Origin of the sequence: Labrys miyagiensis (genome assembly GCF_030160835.1) — a bacterium.
Lineage (GTDB): Bacteria > Pseudomonadota > Alphaproteobacteria > Rhizobiales > Labraceae > Labrys > Labrys miyagiensis.
In genome coordinates this window covers 1-17,338 of sequence record NZ_BSPC01000042.1, presented here as the reverse complement: position 1 = coordinate 17,338, position 17,338 = coordinate 1, and the positions used below count along the sequence as shown (strand labels likewise).

At 63.8% G+C, this 17,338-nt stretch carries 15 protein-coding genes; 5 read left to right on the top strand and 10 right to left on the bottom strand.

What is annotated here, in order from left to right:
- The 7 genes from QQL24_RS20400 to dgoD all read right to left on the bottom strand — a co-directional run.
- The coding region (locus QQL24_RS20400; protein WP_284314141.1) for an IS701 family transposase at window positions 1–774 on the bottom strand (774 nt) is incomplete at its 3' end.
- A 113-nt stretch (window positions 775–887) separates the two neighbouring features.
- Complete coding sequence (locus QQL24_RS20395; protein WP_284314140.1) at window positions 888–1,625, bottom strand: FadR/GntR family transcriptional regulator; 738 nt, start codon at window positions 1,623–1,625, stop codon at window positions 888–890.
- A gap of 130 nt (window positions 1,626–1,755) precedes the next feature.
- Window positions 1,756–2,724 (bottom strand): L-arabinose ABC transporter permease AraH, encoded by a 969-nt coding sequence (gene araH / locus QQL24_RS20390; RefSeq protein ID WP_284314139.1) that lies wholly within the window; start codon window positions 2,722–2,724, stop codon window positions 1,756–1,758.
- Window positions 2,721–4,250, bottom strand: a complete 1,530-nt coding sequence (araG, locus tag QQL24_RS20385) for an L-arabinose ABC transporter ATP-binding protein AraG (RefSeq protein ID WP_284314138.1) — start codon at window positions 4,248–4,250, stop codon at window positions 2,721–2,723. Before araG ends, araH begins: the two co-directional genes overlap by 4 nt.
- Before the next feature lie 236 nt (window positions 4,251–4,486).
- Window positions 4,487–5,485 (bottom strand): arabinose ABC transporter substrate-binding protein, encoded by a 999-nt coding sequence (locus tag QQL24_RS20380; RefSeq protein ID WP_284314137.1) that lies wholly within the window; start codon window positions 5,483–5,485, stop codon window positions 4,487–4,489.
- Between the two features lie 258 nt (window positions 5,486–5,743).
- Window positions 5,744–6,520 carry an SDR family oxidoreductase gene (locus QQL24_RS20375; RefSeq protein WP_284314136.1) on the bottom strand — a complete coding sequence of 259 codons (777 nt, stop codon included), beginning with the start codon at window positions 6,518–6,520 and terminating at the stop codon, window positions 5,744–5,746.
- A gap of 1 nt (window position 6,521) precedes the next feature.
- The gene (dgoD, locus tag QQL24_RS20370) at window positions 6,522–7,694 is read right to left on the bottom strand and encodes a galactonate dehydratase (protein WP_284314135.1); all 1,173 of its coding nucleotides are present in this window, start codon (window positions 7,692–7,694) and stop codon (window positions 6,522–6,524) included.
- 278 nt (window positions 7,695–7,972) lie between these two features.
- On the opposite strand from dgoD, the gene QQL24_RS20365 reads away from it, so the two are divergent.
- The 4 genes from QQL24_RS20365 (at window position 7,973) to QQL24_RS20350 (ending at window position 12,230) form a co-directional block, all read left to right on the top strand.
- Complete coding sequence (locus QQL24_RS20365) at window positions 7,973–9,292, top strand: ABC transporter substrate-binding protein (RefSeq protein ID WP_284314134.1); 1,320 nt, start codon at window positions 7,973–7,975, stop codon at window positions 9,290–9,292.
- Between the two features lie 42 nt (window positions 9,293–9,334).
- The gene (locus QQL24_RS20360; protein WP_284314133.1) at window positions 9,335–10,216 is read left to right on the top strand and encodes a carbohydrate ABC transporter permease; all 882 of its coding nucleotides are present in this window, start codon (window positions 9,335–9,337) and stop codon (window positions 10,214–10,216) included.
- A complete protein-coding gene (locus tag QQL24_RS20355; RefSeq protein ID WP_284314132.1) occupies window positions 10,216–11,079 on the top strand; it encodes a carbohydrate ABC transporter permease in 864 nt (287 codons plus the stop codon). Before QQL24_RS20360 ends, QQL24_RS20355 begins: the two co-directional genes overlap by 1 nt.
- A gap of 92 nt (window positions 11,080–11,171) precedes the next feature.
- Window positions 11,172–12,230, top strand: coding sequence for a calcium:cation antiporter (locus tag QQL24_RS20350; RefSeq protein ID WP_284314131.1), 1,059 nt, complete (start codon window positions 11,172–11,174; stop codon window positions 12,228–12,230).
- Window positions 12,231–12,458: 228 nt separating this feature from the next.
- Here QQL24_RS20350 and QQL24_RS20345 read toward each other — a convergent pair whose 3' ends face one another.
- The 3 genes from QQL24_RS20345 to QQL24_RS20335 all read right to left on the bottom strand — a co-directional run bounded on the left by QQL24_RS20345 (window position 12,459) and on the right by QQL24_RS20335 (window position 15,875).
- A complete protein-coding gene (locus QQL24_RS20345) occupies window positions 12,459–14,036 on the bottom strand; it encodes an ABC transporter substrate-binding protein (RefSeq protein ID WP_284314130.1) in 1,578 nt (525 codons plus the stop codon).
- Between the two features lie 367 nt (window positions 14,037–14,403).
- Entirely contained in the window at window positions 14,404–14,904 is a 501-nt protein-coding gene (locus QQL24_RS36455) for a BA14K family protein (RefSeq protein WP_348536474.1), read from the bottom strand.
- 155 nt (window positions 14,905–15,059) lie between these two features.
- Complete coding sequence (locus QQL24_RS20335; protein ID WP_284314129.1) at window positions 15,060–15,875, bottom strand: extensin family protein; 816 nt, start codon at window positions 15,873–15,875, stop codon at window positions 15,060–15,062.
- A 154-nt stretch (window positions 15,876–16,029) separates the two neighbouring features.
- On the opposite strand from QQL24_RS20335, the gene QQL24_RS20330 reads away from it, so the two are divergent.
- Window positions 16,030–17,277 carry an MFS transporter gene (locus QQL24_RS20330; RefSeq protein WP_284314128.1) on the top strand — a complete coding sequence of 416 codons (1,248 nt, stop codon included), beginning with the start codon at window positions 16,030–16,032 and terminating at the stop codon, window positions 17,275–17,277.
- Window positions 17,278–17,338: the final 61 nt, after the last annotated feature.

Here is a 17,338-nt window from a genome sequence, read left to right as displayed (position 1 = left end):
GAGACGCGAAGGCGGCCGGCCCCGCCCGCTCCAGGTCTTGGGAGGCAATGGTTCCACCCCCAATGGCCACACACTCAATGTCGATTGCACGCCGACCAGATAGGTCAATCCCAAAGCCGTGACCTCCGATCGGAAGGCGCCATCGACCCCGTAGCCGCCATCGCCCAGCACCACACCAGGCGATACGCCGGCTTCAAGCGCCGCCCGGATCTGCCCAAGCGCAATCTGTGGCTTGGTCTTGAAGATCACTTCCTCGGGAACATGAGCGGTTTGGCGCCGCGCCCTGTCATCGGCCCATTCCTGCGGCAGGTACAGCCGGTAGGCGATCGGCAGGCTCGCCGCATGATTGGCGACCGACAGGGTTACCGCGACCTGGCAATTGGTGACCTTGCCCAGCCGTCCGCTATATTGGCGGGTCACACCCACCGAATGATCGCCCTTCTTGGCAAAGCTCGTGTCATCGACGATCCAAGCCTCGATCGGGCCACTGGCTTCGATCGCCGGCAGGACAAGCTCGCGCACTTTGCTGAGCACGGCCGCGTCAGACCACTTCGCCTGGCTCACCAGATGCATCAGAGATTGATGCTTGGCCGAGACATGGCCCGGTGCCACCACCGCTGCCATAGGTTCCACGCTCTTGCGCTCGCCAGGTAGCAGCAGGCCCGTGCAATAGTCCTTGAACGGCACAGCACGATCCGCTCGCCCAAGAGCCAACGTTAACTCATTGACGTACTTACTAAAACGATCCTCACCTGCGTCGATGTTCTGGGTCATTCGAGCCGCCAATTCGCTTCTTGAGACGAATCACAACCCTACCAAATCCCACACGCGCGCGAATCTCCTAAAATCGTGACTCAGTAGAATTCAGACCCGCCCCCCAAGGGCGCTCAGCTGCGGACCAGATCTTCTGCCGCGAGGTCGAGCAGACGGTTCATGGCGCCGCGCGCACCGGCGGTGTCGCGGAAGCGGATGGCGTCGAGCACCGCCTTGTGCACCGAGAGGGTACGGGCCTGGTCTTCCATCAGGCTGGTGGTGAGCATGAAGGTCGCCTTGAGGGCTGTTTCGATCGTGCCGACCAGGCTGCGCAGCACGATGTTGTGGCTGGCGGCGATCACGCCGCGATGGAAGGCGAGATCCGCTTCGCAACAAGCGTCGAGGTCGTGCGGGATGGAGGATTCCATGCCGAGATAGGCGGCCTCGATCTCGGCGAGATCGGCCGCGCTGCCGCGGCGGGCCGCCAGCTCCGCCGCCGCCGGCTCGATGATGCGGCGCGCTTCCATCAGGCTCGCCACCAACTCTCGGTCATGGCTGAGGTCGGGATGCCAGGACAGCACGGCCGGATCCAGCATGCGCCATTCCTCGCGCTGGCGCACCTTGACGCCGATGCGCGGCCGCGTCTCCAGCAGGCCTTTAGCCGAGAGCACCTTGATCGCCTCGCGCACCGAGGTGCGGCTAATGCCGAAGGAGGTGGCGAGTTCATCCTCGCGCGGCAGGGTGTCGCCGGGCCGGTAGCGTCCACCCAGCACCCAGCCGCCCAGCGTGCGCACCACGCTGTCATGCACCTTGCCGCCCTCGGCCAGAGCGTTGGATAGAACGGGGAGGAGGGCGTCGCTGTGCCTGGCCATGGGTTGCTTCCTTGTCACGGCTCCCTGCTTAGAGCGTTCTACTTTCAGCTCGAATCACCAAGAATCGCAAAATGCTTTTGATGGTAAAGAGTTAACTTAAGAATCCGGCTCCGCCCGAACGCATTTTGCGTTAGCGGCGCCGGTAGGCGCCCGCCAGAATATTGTCGAACAGCACGGCGGTGAGCAGGATCATGCCGAGCACGAACATCTGGTAGAAGGACTGGATGCCGAGCAGGTCCATCACGTTCTGGGCCATGCCGAGAATGAGCACGCCGACGATCACCCCCGAGATGGTGGCGCGGCCGCCGGCAAGCGACACGCCGCCGAGCACGCAGGCCGAAATCACCGTCAGTTCGAGGCCGATGCTGCTGCCGGGCTGGCCCGAGGTGATGCGCGAGGCCGAGAGAACCCCGGCTATGGCGCACATCAGGCCCTGGATGGTGAAGATGGCGATGCGGGTCCACTCCACATTGACGCCGGCCAGGCGCGAGGCATCCGGGTTGCCGCCGATCGCCAGCACGTTGCGGCCGAAGACGGTGCGGTTGAGAATGAAGCCGAACACGATGAAGCTGAGCAGGGTGACCCAGATCGGCAGCGGTACCTGATCGAAGGGAGAGGGCAGAAAGCTGAATTTGGTGAGCCCGATGACATTGAATCCTTCGTCGCTCACCCCGATCGCCCGGCCATTGCCGGAGATGTAGGCAAAGCTGCGGATGATCTGCATGGTCGCCAGCGTGGCGATCAGGGCATTGATCTTGAGCTTGGCGATCAGCACGCCGTTGAACACGCCGACGATGCTGCCGCAGATCAGGGCCATCACGATGCCCAGCAGGATGCTGTGGGTGAGATTGGTGCCGATCACTACCATCATCCCGCAGAAGGCGACATTCGAGCCGACCGAGAGGTCGAAATCGCGCGAGGCGAGGCACAGCATCATGCTGCCCGCCACCAGGCCCGACGTGCTGACGAGATTGAGCAGGCCGATCATGTTGCGGCTGGAGCCGAAGGCCGGCACCAGGATCCAGATGATGGCGAAGGTGATGACAAAGAGGACGACGAGGCCGAGTTCGCGCAGCACGGTGATGAGGTTGCGATTCATGAAGCGGTCTCTTGTGAAACAGTATCTTGCTGAACGGAGGAGGCCGGCAGGGCGGCTTCGAGGATGCGGTGCTCATTGAAGTCGCCGCGCCGGAATTCCTCGACAATGCTGCCCTGGCGCATCACCAGGATGCGGTCGCACACGCCCATCACCTCCGGCAGGTCGGAGGAGATGACGCCGATGGCGACGCCACGGGCGGCGAGGTCGTAGAGGATGGCGTAGATTTCGGCTTTCGCACCGACATCGATGCCGCGGGTGGGCTCGTCGACCAGCAGCACCTTCAATTCGTTCTCGGCCAGCCAGCGCGCCAGGATGGTCTTTTGCTGGTTGCCGCCGGAGAGGTTGACGATGTTCTGGCGGATAGAGGGCGTCCTCACCCGCAATTTCTGCACATAGTCCTCGGCAACCGCCTTCTCCTTGGTGCGTGAGAGCAGCCCGAAGGGCGAGAAATTGCGGCGGGTGGAGATCACGATGTTCTCGGCCACCGACTGGCCCTGGACGATGCCGTCTGCCTTGCGGTCCTCCGGGCAGAACATCGCGCCGATGGTGATCGAGCGCTTGGGGTTTCGGGCTGAGACCTTCTTGCCGTCGACGCCGACGCTGCCGTTCCAGATCGGATCGGCGCCATAGACGAGGCGGAAGAGCTCGCTGCGGCCGGCACCGATCAGGCCGAACAGGCCGAGGATCTCGCCGGCCTTGATATCGAAGCTCGCGGGCCGGGAGAGGCGCCGGCCGGTGACGCCATCGACCGAGAGCCGCGTCTGCCCCTGGTCGCGTCCGCGCCAGCCCCAGATATCGGCGATCTCGCGGCCGACCATCGCCCGCACGATGTCGTCACGCGTCAGGCCTTCCATGCTCTCGGCATGGAAGGCGAATTTGCCGTCGCGCAGGATGGTGCAGCCATTGCAGAGGCGGAAGATCTCGTCGAGCCGGTGCGAGACATAGAGGATGATCTTGCCCTGGGCGCGAAGCTTGTCGACCAAGGCGAACAGCACCTCGCTTTCGGTCGAGGAAAGGGAGGAGGTGGGCTCGTCCAGCGCGATGACCTTGGCCTCGAACATGATGGCCTTGGCGATCTCCACCATCTGGCGCTGGCCGATGGAGAGGCTGGCGATCTTGGCGCGGCTGTCGATGCCGCCGCCCACCTCCGCCAGCGCCTTGCGGGCGCGTGCATGGAGGTCGCGGAAGGAGACGACGCCGCCCTTGTTGGGGAAGCGGCCGAGGGTGAGGTTCTCGCCGACGGAAAGCTCCGGCACCAGCTGCAGCTCCTGGTGCACCACGGCGATGCCGGCTGTCATGGCGCCCATCACCGACGTGTAGTTCTGCTGCTGCCCCTCAAGCACGATGGCGCCGGTGTCCGGCGTGATGTCGCCGCCGAGGATCTTGATCAGGGTCGACTTGCCGGCCCCGTTCTCGCCCAGCAGCCCATGCACGCTGCCGCCGGGCACCGAGAAGGAGATGTTCTGCAAGGCCTTCACGCCGGGAAAGCTCTTGGAGATGTCGGTAAAGGCGAGGGACTGGGTCATGGGAAACCTGGGAGCGCGGACGTCTCGTCCGCTCTTGGAAACGTAACGCGTCAGTCAGGAGGCGGACATCGCGACATGCACGCATGTCGCTGCGATGTCCGCGCACCCGGGAAGTAACGTTCCTGGGACCGCAGGCGTCTCGCCTGCTCTTGAAAACGGGCCGGTTCAAGATGCAGGCGAGACGCCTGCGGTCCCAGGAATCGGGCGCGCCGGCGGAGCCGGCGCACCCCACTTGTTTACTCGATTCCCAGGCTCTTCCTCACATCGTGATAGTCATCGCGCTTGGCCAGCACGCCGGAGGTCTGCACCGAAGCCGGCGGGGCCTTGCCGTTGACCACCCAGTCATAGAGGTTGAGCGAGGTTTCGTAGCCGTGACGCTTGGGCGAGATGATCACCGTGGCGAAGAAGCCCGTGGGCTGGGACTTCTTGAACTCGTTGATGGCCGAGTCAGCGCCGCCGATACCGACCGCGATCATGGAGTCGGGGGTGATGTTAACGGCTTCCGAGGCGCGCACCGCGCCGAGAGCGGCCTCGTCATTCAGGCCGGCCGCCACCCAATGGGTGATGTCGGGATGGGCGTTGAGCACGGTGGTGGAGGCGTTGAGCGCCGATTCCGTGTCGGTCTTGGCCTGGGGCGCGTCAAACACGTTGGCGGCAGGCAGGCCGGCCGCCTCCAGCACCTTGGTGGCGCCGTCGACACGATCCTTGGCGGTGGGCAGCTGGTCGTAGGAGATGTGGATCATGCCCACCGTCTTCAGGTCCCAGCCGCGCTTCTTGGCCTCGTCGGCGATGGCCTGGCCGACCTGCTCGCCGATCTTAGAGGCGGAGATGCCCATGTGCGGCACGTCCGCGAGGGGCTTGCCTTCGCCGTCGACGAGCTGGTCGTCCACCGTCATCAGCTTAAGGTTGTTGGCCTTGGCGCGGGCGACCAGCGCCGGGCCGAGCTTGACGTCGGGCGTGCAGATCACCAGGCCCTTGGCGCCCTGCGCACCGAGATTGTCGATGGCCGCGAGCGCCTTTTCGCCATCCTCGGCGCCGATCTTCACCACGGTGAAGCCCTTTTCCTTGCCGGCCTGATCGGCGAATTTCCACTCGTCCTGGAACCAGGGCTCTTCCGGCTGCTTCACCACGAAGCCGAGCTTCACGTCATCGGCGCGGGCGGCCGTGAGGGCCGTCGTGGTCAGGGCGGCGACGGCGAAGCCGAGGACCGCGGCGGTCTTGAACAGGCTCTTCATTGTGTTTCCTCCTTGGATCCTTGTGCGCGCTCTGCGCATCAAGCTCGTTTTGGGTTTGAGAAAGGTAGGGACGGTGGCAGGCGTCATTCCGGCCGTATCCTCACAAGCTTGCTTGTGAGTGGAAGCGAAGAGCCGGAATCCGTGAACACTGTCCTGCGAGGGTGGTGTTCGTGGATTCCAGGTTCTCCCTTCGGGAGCCCCGGAATGACGTTCCCCGTGCTTCACTCTGACTTTGTCCCTCCTCAAACCCTCGTTCTTTCATTCGTGGTACAGCACCGACCGCCCGCCATCGATCACGATGCAGGCGGCGTTGATGAAGGGGGCCTCGTCGGAAGCCAGGAACAAGGCGGTCATCGCCACTTCCTCCGGCCGGCCGATGCGCTTGGGCGGATGCAAATCATAGGCGCGCTGGCGCTCGGCCGCCGGGTCCGCGAAGGTGTTCCAGTAGTCGACCGCGATCGGCGTCTCGACATAGCCCGGGGCGATGGCGTTCACCCTGATGTTCTCGGCCGCATACTGGATGCCGAGTGCCCGAGTCAGACCGAGCAGGCCGTGCTTGGCGACCGGGTAGGGGAAGCAATTGGGGATGATCGAGAAAGAGTGGCTGGAGGCGATATTGACGATGGCGCCGCCCCTGCGGGCGATCAGATGCGGCAGCACGGCTTTCGACACCGTCCAGACGCCTTCGAGATCGACCGCAAAGCAGCGCCGCCATTCCGCTTCCGAGGTTTCGAGCGGTTCGTGGAAGACGTTGATGCCGGCATTGTTGACGAGGATGTCGATCGGGCCGAGTTGATCCTCGGTCGCTGCCACCATGGCCGCGACCTCGTCGGGTTTCGTCACATCCGTCTTGCAGAAGGTGGCGCGTCCGCCCAGCAGCGACAGGCGCTCGGCCACGGCGCGGCCTGTCCTCTCATTGGTCTCGGCGATCATCACCGCCGCGCCTTCGCGATGGAAGGCGATCGCGGTGGCCTCGCCGATGCCCTGGCCCGCGCCCGTGATGATTGCAACCTTGCCCTGGAGCCTGCCCGCCATCTCACCAATCCACGATGGTGCCGTCGTCGAGGACGGCGTTGAGAGTATGGATCACTTCCGGAGCGTAAGGATGCCGCGCGCATTCGGCCTCGTCCACCACGATGCCGAGGCCGGGCTTGTCGGGCACCTGCCAGAAGCCGTCGACCAGGTGGATCGGCCCCTGCACCACATCGAAATACCAGGGCACGGCGCCGACCATTTCTTCCTGAATGACATGGTTGGGCGTCGACACGGCGAAATGCAAGGCGGCGACACCGGCGATCGGCCCGAGCGGATTGTGCGGGGCAACGCCGACGCCGATGGTCTCGGCCATGGCGGCGATCTTCTTGGCCTCGCCCAGGCCCCCGCAGTGGCAGATATCGGGCTGGACGATATCCACGGCCCGCGCGCGGAACAACTCGTCGAATTCGCTGCGCTCCACAAGACGCTCGCCGGTTGCTAGCGGCACCTTGCTGCGGGCGGCGATGCTGGCAAGGCCGAGCGTCTCGCCGGGCGGCAGCGGCTCCTCCACGAACATCGGCCGGCCGGGTTCGAGCGCCTCGATATAGGCGAGCGCCGCAGTCACCGAGGCGGGGCGGCCATGGAAGTCGACCATGATCTCGATTTCCTCGCCTACCGCCGATCGCAGCGCGCCCATCAGCCGCTCGACCTTGCGGATCTCGGGCAAGGGGGCGTGGAAATGGGTGTAGGGGATGAACACCGCCTTGAAGGCCTTGTAGCCCTTCTCCACCACCTCGCGGGCACGCTCGACCAGCGGCGCCTCATCCATGGATTCATAGACGGCGCGCATGTCGCCAAGGCCGAGATGAGTATAGACGCGCACCTTGTCGCGCACCCGCCCACCCAGCAGGCGCCAGACCGGCACGTTCAGATGCTTGCCGAGAATGTCCCACAGAGCGATCTCGATGCCCGAGATGGCGCTCATGCCGATGGCGCCGAGCCGCCAGAACGACTGGTGCTTCATGGCGCGCACCGCCTGCTCGATGTCGCGTGGGTCGCGGCCGATGATCAGCGGCGTCAGGTCCTGGATCGCGCCGACGACGGCATGCGTCTTCCATTCAAGGGTCGCTTCGCCCCAGCCATGGAGCCCCGGCTCATCCGTCTCGATCTTGACGAAGACCCAGTTGCGCATTTCCGCGTTCACCACGCGGGTCTGGACGGCGGTGATTTTCAATTCAACTTCCCTGGTGCGCCGGCTTCTTAATTATCGTATGATTGATCACATAAATCACAACGGTACCGTTAGGCAAGTGGCCATTAAGCTTTAATCAAAGCCATTCACTTAAATTGCCTCCTGTTTGAGTCGAGTGGTGGACCCTAATTCGTATGATTGACAGTTTTAATTATCGTACATATTAAATCGAACCATAGCCCGCCTTGTCAGGCGAGCGACAATCGGCAAAGCCGAGACGGCGCGAAAGAACCGCTGCCGCACAAGGGATGGAGAGCCATATGTCCAAGGTTTTTGATCGCCTGCCCGGATTCGATGTCCTCAATCGCCGCCAGCTGATGGCCCTGGCCGGCGGCGCGGCGATCGCCGCGGCCTTTCCGGGTCTCGCCCGTGCCGACGATCCCTCGATCACGCTCTGGCACGGCTGGACCGGAGCCGACAACACCACCGCGCTCAACGGCGTCATCGACATCTTCAACAAGGCCGGCGCAGGCGCACAGGTCCAGCCCACGGGCTATGACTGGGATACGCTGTTCAGCAAATGGGTGGTGTCGTCGGCAGCCGGCAAGGCGCCGGATCTCGTGCTGTTCCACATCACCGAACTGCCGCAATTCGCCTCCAAGGGCATGCTGCGGCCGATCGACGATATCATCGCCACGACCAAGCTCGATCTGACGGCAGTGCCGGATGCCGGCCGCCAGGCCGTGACCTATGACGGCAAGCTCTATGCGGTGCCGCTTGATGTGCACCCGCTGGCGCTCTACTACAATGTCGACATGGTCAAGGAGGCAGGGCTCGATCCGGACAAGCCGCCCAAGACGGGCGACGAGTTCCTCGAATGGGCCAAGAAGCTCACGGTGAAGGACGCCTCCGGCAAGGTCACCCGCTACGGCTTCGAGCTGCCCAACACCTGGGCGACGGCACGCTGGACCTGGTTCAGCCTGATCTACCAGTACGGCGGCACTTTCCTCGATGACAAGGGGCTCGCCGCCGTCGACAGCGAGGCCTCGCACAAGGCGATGCAGTTCCTGGTCGACCTCATCAAGGTGCATGGCGTCACCAATCCGGAGGTCGGGGGCAACAAGGGCGAGGATGCCTTTGCCTCCAAGCAGGTGGCGATGAAGTTCATCGGCCCCTGGGAGGTCAATCTGCGCCTCGCCCAGAAGATGAACTTCATGACGGCGCCGCTCCCGGTGATCGGCCAGAAGCCCGCGGCCTGGGCCAACGCCCACTGCATGTCCGTGTCCAAGCAGCGCAGCGATGCCAATGTCGGGCCCGACGGCATCTTCATGAAATGGTTCTTCGACAATTTTGCCGTGCCCGCCACCACGGTCGGCATCATCCCGCAGAACAAGGCGGCCCGCGAGAGCAAGGACTTCACCGGCACGGCGCAATATCCCTACTACAAGGCCTTCATCGAAGAGCTGCCCTATGTCGTGTTCGAGCCGTTGATCCCGCAATATCTCTCGGTGTTCTCCTTCGACAAGCCGACGCCGCTGGTCACCAATCTGCAGGCGGCGCTGAGCGGTTCCAAGAGCGTGGACGAGGCGCTCAAGGACATGAAGGAAGGTCTCGACACCCAGCTTTCCAAGAAGGGCTGACGGGCTGGAATGGCGTCGACGGCGGAGATAGCGGCAGAACCCTTGGCCGGACCGCGCACGATCGCGGTCGGCGGGGCACCGCTCATCGTGCCCTATCTCTTCCTCACACCCTATCTCGTGATCTTTGCCGTCTTCATGCTGATCCCCACGGTGGCTGCCGTTGTGATCAGCTTCATGCATTGGGACATCCTCGGCACGCCGGAGTGGATCGGCCTCGACAATTACCGGCAGATCTTCGCCGATCCGCTGTTCATCCAGGCCATCGTCAACACCTTCTACTTCGTCGTGCTGACGGCGATACCGATGGTCGTGCTCGGCCTTCTTCTCGCGGTGCTGCTCGACCAGAAGCTCAAGGGCACGGCGCTGGTGCGCACCATCGTGTTCCTGCCCTATGTCGTGATGGTCTCCACGGTCGGCATTCTCTGGAGCTGGCTATTCGACAAGGGCACCGGGCTGATCAACTACTATCTGAGCCTGCTCGGCTTCGACGCCATTGCCTGGCTCAAGGACATCCACTGGTCGATGCCGGCGCTCGCCATCACCACGATCTGGTGGACCGTGAACACCAACATGATCATCTTCCTCGCGGCGCTGCAGGATATTCCCGAGGAGATCCATGACGCCGCCAAGGTGGATGGAGCAGGGGCCTTCGCGCGCTTCTGGTACATCACCTTGCCGCTGCTGCGGCCGGCCATGGCGCTGGTCACCGCGCTCACCATCATCAATGGCTGGCGCGTCTTCGGCCAGGCCTATGTGATGACGCAGGGCGGGCCCGAGGCGAGTACCTTCGTCATCGTGCAATATATCTACCTCACCGCCTTCCAGAATTTCGAGATGGGCCCCGCCGCGGCCGCCGGCGTCATCCTGCTGCTGCTCACGTTGGTGTTCTCGCTGGCCCAGATGAAATTGATGCGGGCGATCTGATGCAGGGCAATCCTTTCAGCCGCGCAGCCTGGAAGCCCGCCGATTTCGGAGGGCGTGCCGGCCTCTACATTCTGCTTATCATTGTCGCCGTGCTCTGGGGCGCCCCGCTGATGTGGATGATCGTCACCTCGATCAAGCCGGAGAGCGAGATCTATGCCTATCCGCCGAAGTGGTGGCCCGATGCGCCGACAGTGGAAGCCTATGGCGCCCTGTTCCAGCGCTTCCCGATGCTGGACTGGTTCCGCAACTCCACCGTCGTGGCCCTCATCACCACGCTGCTGACGCTCGCCATAGATGCGCTCGCGGCTTATCCCCTGGCGCGCATGGACTTCACCGGCCGGCGCGTGATCATGAGCGTGATCTTCGCCACCTTCCTGCTGCCCTATGAATTGCTGTTCGTGCCGCTTTTCCTCGGCCTCAACAATTTTGGCCTGGTCGACAGCTGGTTCAGCCTTTCGGTGCCCGCCTCGGCCAATGCTTTCGGCGTGTTCCTGCTGACGCAGTTCTTCCAGGCGGTGCCGCAGGAGCTGGAGGAAGCGGCCGTGCTCGACGGCTGCAGCCGGCTCGGCTTCTTCTTTCGCATCCTGCTGCCGCTGACGAAACCCGGCCTGGCGACGGTGGCGATCTTCACCTTCGTGGCCAGTTGGAACAATTTCTTCTGGCCGCTGATCGCCACCAATTCCGACGAGACGCGCACGCTTCCGGTGGGCCTCGCCACTCTGGTGGGCGGGGCGGGCATGTCGATGAAGCAGAGCGTGCTGATGGCCTCCTCCGTGGTGGCAACGCTGCCCACCGCCCTGTTCTTCCTGGTCATGCAGCGCCACTTCGTCCGCGGTATTGCCGCGACGGGCGTGAAGGGCTGAGGAGCCCAGGCAAGAAGCCCTTTCCAGCGCGCGAGGCGCGGATTAGGTTGCCGCCACAGGTGAGTCCGGGGGGCTCGCGGACAGGGGGCAACATGCTGACGAAGCGTGATCTCATTACTATTGCCGTCGCGCTCATCGCATCCATCGCCACCGGCCTGATCACCTATACGGGCGGCTCGCATATCCTGGTCTTCGTCGTCGGCGCCGTCGCGCTCGGCGGCTTGGCGGCGACCATCGGCGATTGCACCGATCACCTCGGACGCTATCTCAGCCCGGCGGCCACCGGCATCGTACAATCGGCGGTCGGCAATCTGCCGGAACTCTGCGTTGCGATCTTCGCGTTGAAGGCCGGCCTGATCACTGTGGTGCAGGCCTCGCTGATCGGCTCGATCCTCGGCAACAGCCTGCTGGTGCTCGGCCTCGCCTTCCTGGTGGGCTGTTCTCGCCACCGCATCCTCAATTTCGATCCCAACCGCCCGCGCATGATCGCCGGAGCATTGTTGCTGGCCGTTGCCGCCCTGCTGCTGCCGACGCTCGCCTCCGAACTGCATCTGCCGGCCGGCGGGCATGAGGAAAAGCTGGCGCTCGTCTGCGCGGGCGTGCTGCTCATCGTCTTCCTGATCTCGGTCAAGGTGATGCTCCAAGGTTCCGACCGCACTTTGCCCGAGGAGGTGCATGAGGCCGAGTCGGGCTGGCCGCTCTGGCTGGCGCTCGGCATCCTCATCCTCGCCAGTCTCGCCGCCGTGATCGTATCCGACTGGTTCGTCGACGCGCTGACGCCGGCCATCAAGACGCTCGGCATTTCGGAAGCCTTCGCGGGCCTCGTCATCGTCGCCATCGTCGGCAATGCGGTGGAATATGTGGTCGGCATCCAGCTCGCCTGGCGCAACAAGGCGGACCTCGCCGTCAGCGTGATCATGAACGCCTCGCTGCAGGTGGCGCTGGCGCTGATCCCCGTGCTGGTCTTCGTCAGCTATTTCCTCGGCGGCACGCCCTTCACCCTGGTGATCTCGCCCATGCTGGCCGTGGCGCTGATGCTGACGGCGATCATCGGCGTGGTTGTTACGGCCGACGGACAGGCGGACATGGTCGATGGGGCCGCCTTGACCGGGCTCTATGTGGTGATCGCCGCGATCTTCTGGTGGGGGTAGGGCGCGACTCGCCTTCCCCACGAAGCTGGGGAAGGTGGCATTGCGAAGCAATGACGGATGGGGTGTGGCCCAACGAGCTGTGCATAAGAGGATAAGACTCAAGTTCGATAAGGAGACCGCCTCCCGAGTAAAGTTGAGCCCGTCGGGCCACACCCCCTCCGAGCCGACTTCGTCGGCCCACCTCCCCCAGCTTCGTGGGGGAGGCGAGTCGCGCCTCCTTCCCAAACCTTACGCCGAGAACCACGCCTTTTCGGCCGCGCGCTGGTCGCACATGTCGTAGCGCGGATGCGGAGCGACGCCTGCGATCTTCTTGGCATAGCCGTCGAGATAGTCGCTGACGGCGTAGACGACCATGCCACCGTCGTCGTGGATCATCGTCTGGGCCTGATTGTACATCTCCCGGCGCTTGGCCTCGTCTTCCTCGACGCGGGCGGCGATGACCAGCTTGTCGAAGTCGGGGCGCTTCCAATGCGTGTCGTTCCAGGCCGCGTCCGAGAGGAAGGTCTGCGAGAGCTGCAGGTCGATGGCCGGGCGGTCGCCCCAGTAGACGGCGCAGAACGGATCCTTCATCCAGACGTTGGACCAGTAGCCGTCGCCCGAAACGCGCGTGACGGTGAGGTCGATGCCGGCCTGCTTCATGGCTTCCTGGTAGAGCACGCCGGCGTCGGTGGCGCCGGAGAAGGCGCCTTCCGAGACCTTGAGCTCCAGCTTGGGGCTACCCGCCTTTTTGTAGTGGAAGGCAGCCTTTTCGGGATCATAGGGCGTCTGCGCCAGGTCCTTGTCAAAATAGGGATTCATCGGGCTGATCGTGGTGTCGTTGCCGACCGTGGCGTAGCCCATATAGACCGTGTCGACGATCTTCTTGCGGTCGATGCCGTATTTCAGGGCGAGGCGCGTGTCGAGATTGTCATAGGGGGCGGTGTCGCACAGCGCCGCGAAGCAATAGCGGTTGCCGGTGCCCTTGCTCTGCACGAGCTGGGTGTCGGGCGAAGCGGTGACGATATCCACCGTCTTGGGATCGATACGGTTGATGGCATCGACCTGGCCGGCGAGCAGGGCCTGCATGCGGGCGGTGGCGTCGGGAATATATTGCAGTTCCACGCCGTCGAAATTGCCGCAGCCGTCCTTCCAGTAGTGGCCGGAGTTCTGCGTCACCACGCGCACGCCCGGCTCGAAGCTCACCAGCTTGTAGGCGCCGGTGCCGTCGGGTTTCGAGAAATCCGTGAAACCGTTGGGGATGCCGAGGATGTGGTAATCGGTGAGGTTGTAGGGCAGGTTGATATTGCCCGCGCTCAGCGTGATCTGGATCTGGTTGGGGCTGAGCTTCTTGATGTCGGAAATGCCGGCAAGCAGGTCCTTGGCGGCCGATTTGGTGTCGCCGCGATGCAGGTTGATCGAATAGATGATGTCGTCGGCGTCGAGCGTCTTGCCCGAATGGAAGGTCACGCCCTTGCGGATATTGAAGATCCATTCGGTGGCGCCGGGCTTGGATTCCCAGCTCTCCAGCAATTCGCCCACGGCCTTGCCGTGCGTATCGATCTCGATGAGGCCGTTCCAGATCTGGTAGCCATAGTTCAGCGGGATCGAATCCGCGAAGTTACGCGGGTCTAGACTATCCGAGGCCGAGCCGCCCTCCATGCCGATGCGGAAGGTTCCGCCCTTCTTGGGCGCATCGGCAGCGCGCGTCGGCCCGCCCAGGACACCGAAGGCGCCGAAGCCGAGGCCCAGCGCCGCCGCGCCCTTCATCAGTTCACGGCGATCCACGATGAGGCGCGCGGCGTTCTGCGGATTTGTCTTGTCTGTCATGAGAGTGGTTCCCTGCGACGTTCCTGAATGGGGCATGCACCTTACGCTGCGCAACTTTACCCGGGGCAGCATGGTGTTTCGCTCTCCTCAAGGCAAGTAAGCCAGAAGCGACGGCCTCTGCGGACAAGGCGACGTTTGCACCGATTTCGTGAGGCCTAGCATGGAGGGGTGGGCACTTCCGTTCCCCCAGGCGGGCAGCCGACACACCCGCACCCTCCCTGAAGACCCGTTCTGGAACGCCGGCCTGCGGAAGTCGGTCGAGATCCGATTGTGGAGCTGTGTTTTCAATGAAGGAAAGCGGCTGGTCTGGAAGTATTACTGGCGAGGCCGGAAATCCGACCCCGCCCAATCTCAATGCCATCCGCTCTTAGGGGCAGGGATGCCTCAGGCCGTCATAGCCGAGATAGGTACCCGTTGCAGCGCTGTAGGACCTGAAGCGGGCAGCGCAGGAGCCGCTGGCATGATAGCGATGGTGGCTGAGCGCGCTTCCGAGGATGGCGCCGACTGCCAGGCCCGCAATGCCCGCCGCGACAGCATCGCTGCCGTCATAATCGTCATAGCCATAATTGCCGTAGCCATAATTGCCGTAGCCATAGGGGTAGCCGGAATAGCCGTAGCGATAAGGCCTCCCATAGCCGCGCCAGCCATAGTTGCGGCCATACCAGCCGCGATGGCGCCCCTGATACCAGCCATAGTTACGGCCCCGGAACATACCGGGATTGGTGAATCGCCTTGGGCCGTTGAAGTAGGCGCCCTGGCCTCCGTAATGACGCCAGATGCCGCGCTGTCGCGCTTCTGCGGGCGGTGCAACAACGATGCTGCCGGCAACTGTTACGGCGGCGAGCAGACTTGCAAGTATCTTGCGCATGGCGGAGCCCCCACTCCATGAAAAAATACGAGATGTTTACCGATCATAACATTTTTGGCCGATCTGGGTTCCCCCTGCGATCCTTACCGGAACATTAAATTTTCTGTGTCTTTCACAGTCTGCCGTTGAGGCAGAGGAGAGAAAGTCCATCGTGGTTACTGGCAGAATCGGCTGGTTCCATTACTGCCGCGGGGCTCGAGATCCATATGCCAATGATTGGCGTGGTCCGGATCGGCGCCCGGACCAAGGGCGGTGTGGAAATAGCCGCAGGCACCGGCGCGCACGGCGCGGTCGAAATCCCGATCGCGCTGGTCGGTTGGGTGGCCAACCTTGTAGAGCCACCCGTCGCCGAGGCGGAACTGGGCGATGTCGATGGCGAGGCCCTGGCCGTGGGCGCTGAGCTTGGCCCCGGCGACATTGTTGCGCGGGCGGCATTCCAGGCCCGGCCCGGTGCTGATGGCGGCGATGGGCTGACCGTAGCTGCCTTTGGCGAGCGGCACCATGAACTGGCTGAGGAAGTCGGCGAAGGTCTCGGCCGTGCTGCAGGCGATCAGGGGCTTGTCAGGAAAGTCGACATGCATGCCTGGGGAAGCCAGCGCGGTCAGCGTCACGGGCTGGTCCACCGTGCAGCGCGGATCGGGCAGCGTGGCCAGTGTGGCGGCCTCGGCGATCACGCCGCGATCGCGCAGGCGCTGCAGGCAATCAGGACCGCTGGCGGCGGAAGGCGTGGGCGAAGGTGCTAAGGCGGAAGGCGCTGTCGGGGTCGTCTCTGCCGGCTTTGCGGGCGGGGCCAGCGGCGTGGTGGGCGCGGGCGGCTCGTCGATCACAGGTCGCGCTGGCGGCAGCGGGACCGTCTGCACCGCAGGAGCGATTGCGTGACGCGGCATGCGCGCCTCGGCAACCATTGCGGCCATCGAGATGCTCGTCACAAGAGCCATGATCAGCACGGTGCAATAACGGGTCTTCGTCAATCCTGTCCCCCCTGTGTCCTGTCGTGAACACGGGATTTCTCTTGCGGTTCCCGGTTGCGGCTCTGGCGCGAGCAGGCCTCCTGCTGCTATAGGCGGCAGGAATGCATGCGGAACACGCGGCGGTTCAAGAAATCGGATCAAGGAAACGCCCGTCGTGGCAGGTTTGCAGAGTGGGGCCTTCAGGTCCGGCGAAGTCGATTCCCCTTATGCCTGGCTGCGGCTGGTGCTCACCGTCATCCTCGGCACGGTCGCCTGCGTCGGCAACTGGTCCGTGGTGGTGGCGTTGCCCGCCATCCAGGTCGAGTTCGATACGCTACGCGGCGGTGCCTCGCTGCCCTATACCTGCGCCATGCTGGGCTTCTCCTTCGGCGGGGTCGTCATGGGGCGGCTGGCGGATCGTTTCACCATCGTGATGCCGGTGCTGATCGGGGCGCTGATGCTGTGCGCGGGCTTTGTCGCGGCCGCCTACACAGCCTCGATCTGGCAATTCGCGCTGGTCTACGCCTTCATCGGCGTCGGTTCGGCCGCCGGCTTCGCGCCGCTGATCTCCGACCTTTCGCATTGGTTCAGGAAGCGCCGCGCGCTCGCCGTGGCCTTCGCCGCCTCCGGCAGCTATCTCGCCGGCACCGTCTGGCCGCTGGTGATCGAGCATTTCCAGACGACGCAAGGCTGGCGCCCCACGCATGTCGGCATCGGCCTGTTCGCGCCGCTGGTGATGGTGCCGATCGCTTTCGCGCTCCGGCGTCGCCCCGCCACCACGGAGATCGCGGCGGCGGAAGCGGCGACTGAGGCGGCGCGCCAGGAGCTCGGATTGAAGCCCAACGTGCTGCAGGCAGTCTTGGTCGTCGCCGGCTTTGCCTGCTGCATGGCGATGTCGATGCCACAGGTCCATATCGTCGCCTATTGTGGCGATCTGGGTTATGGCGTCGCCGTCGGCACGCAGATCCTCTCGCTGATGCTCGGCCTCGGAGTGGTCAGCCGCCTGGCCTCCGGCGTGGTGGCCGACCGCATCGGCGCCGGCCCGATGCTGATTCTCGGCTCGTCGATGCAGGCGGCGGCGCTGCTGCTCTACCTCTTCTTCAACTCACGCTCCTCGCTCTATGTAATCTCAGGGCTTTTCGGCCTGTTCCAGGGCGGCATCGTGCCGATGTATGCGGTGATCATCCGCCAGTTCCTGCCCCCGCGCGAGGCGGGAACGCGCATCGGCCTGGTGCTGATGGCGACCGTGCTCGGCATGGCTTGCGGTGGCTTGCTGTCAGGCATGATCTACGACGCTTCCGGCTCCTATCGCCTCGCCTTCCTGCACGGCTTCCTGTGGAACGGCGTGAACCTGGCCCTGGTGAGCTGGCTGATCCTGTGGCCGAAGCTGCGCCGTAGGCGGGATATGGTGCTGGCCGGATAGCGGGTGTGGATTGTCATGAGGTTGTTCCCGGTTAAATTGAGACGACTGATTGGTGTTTTAA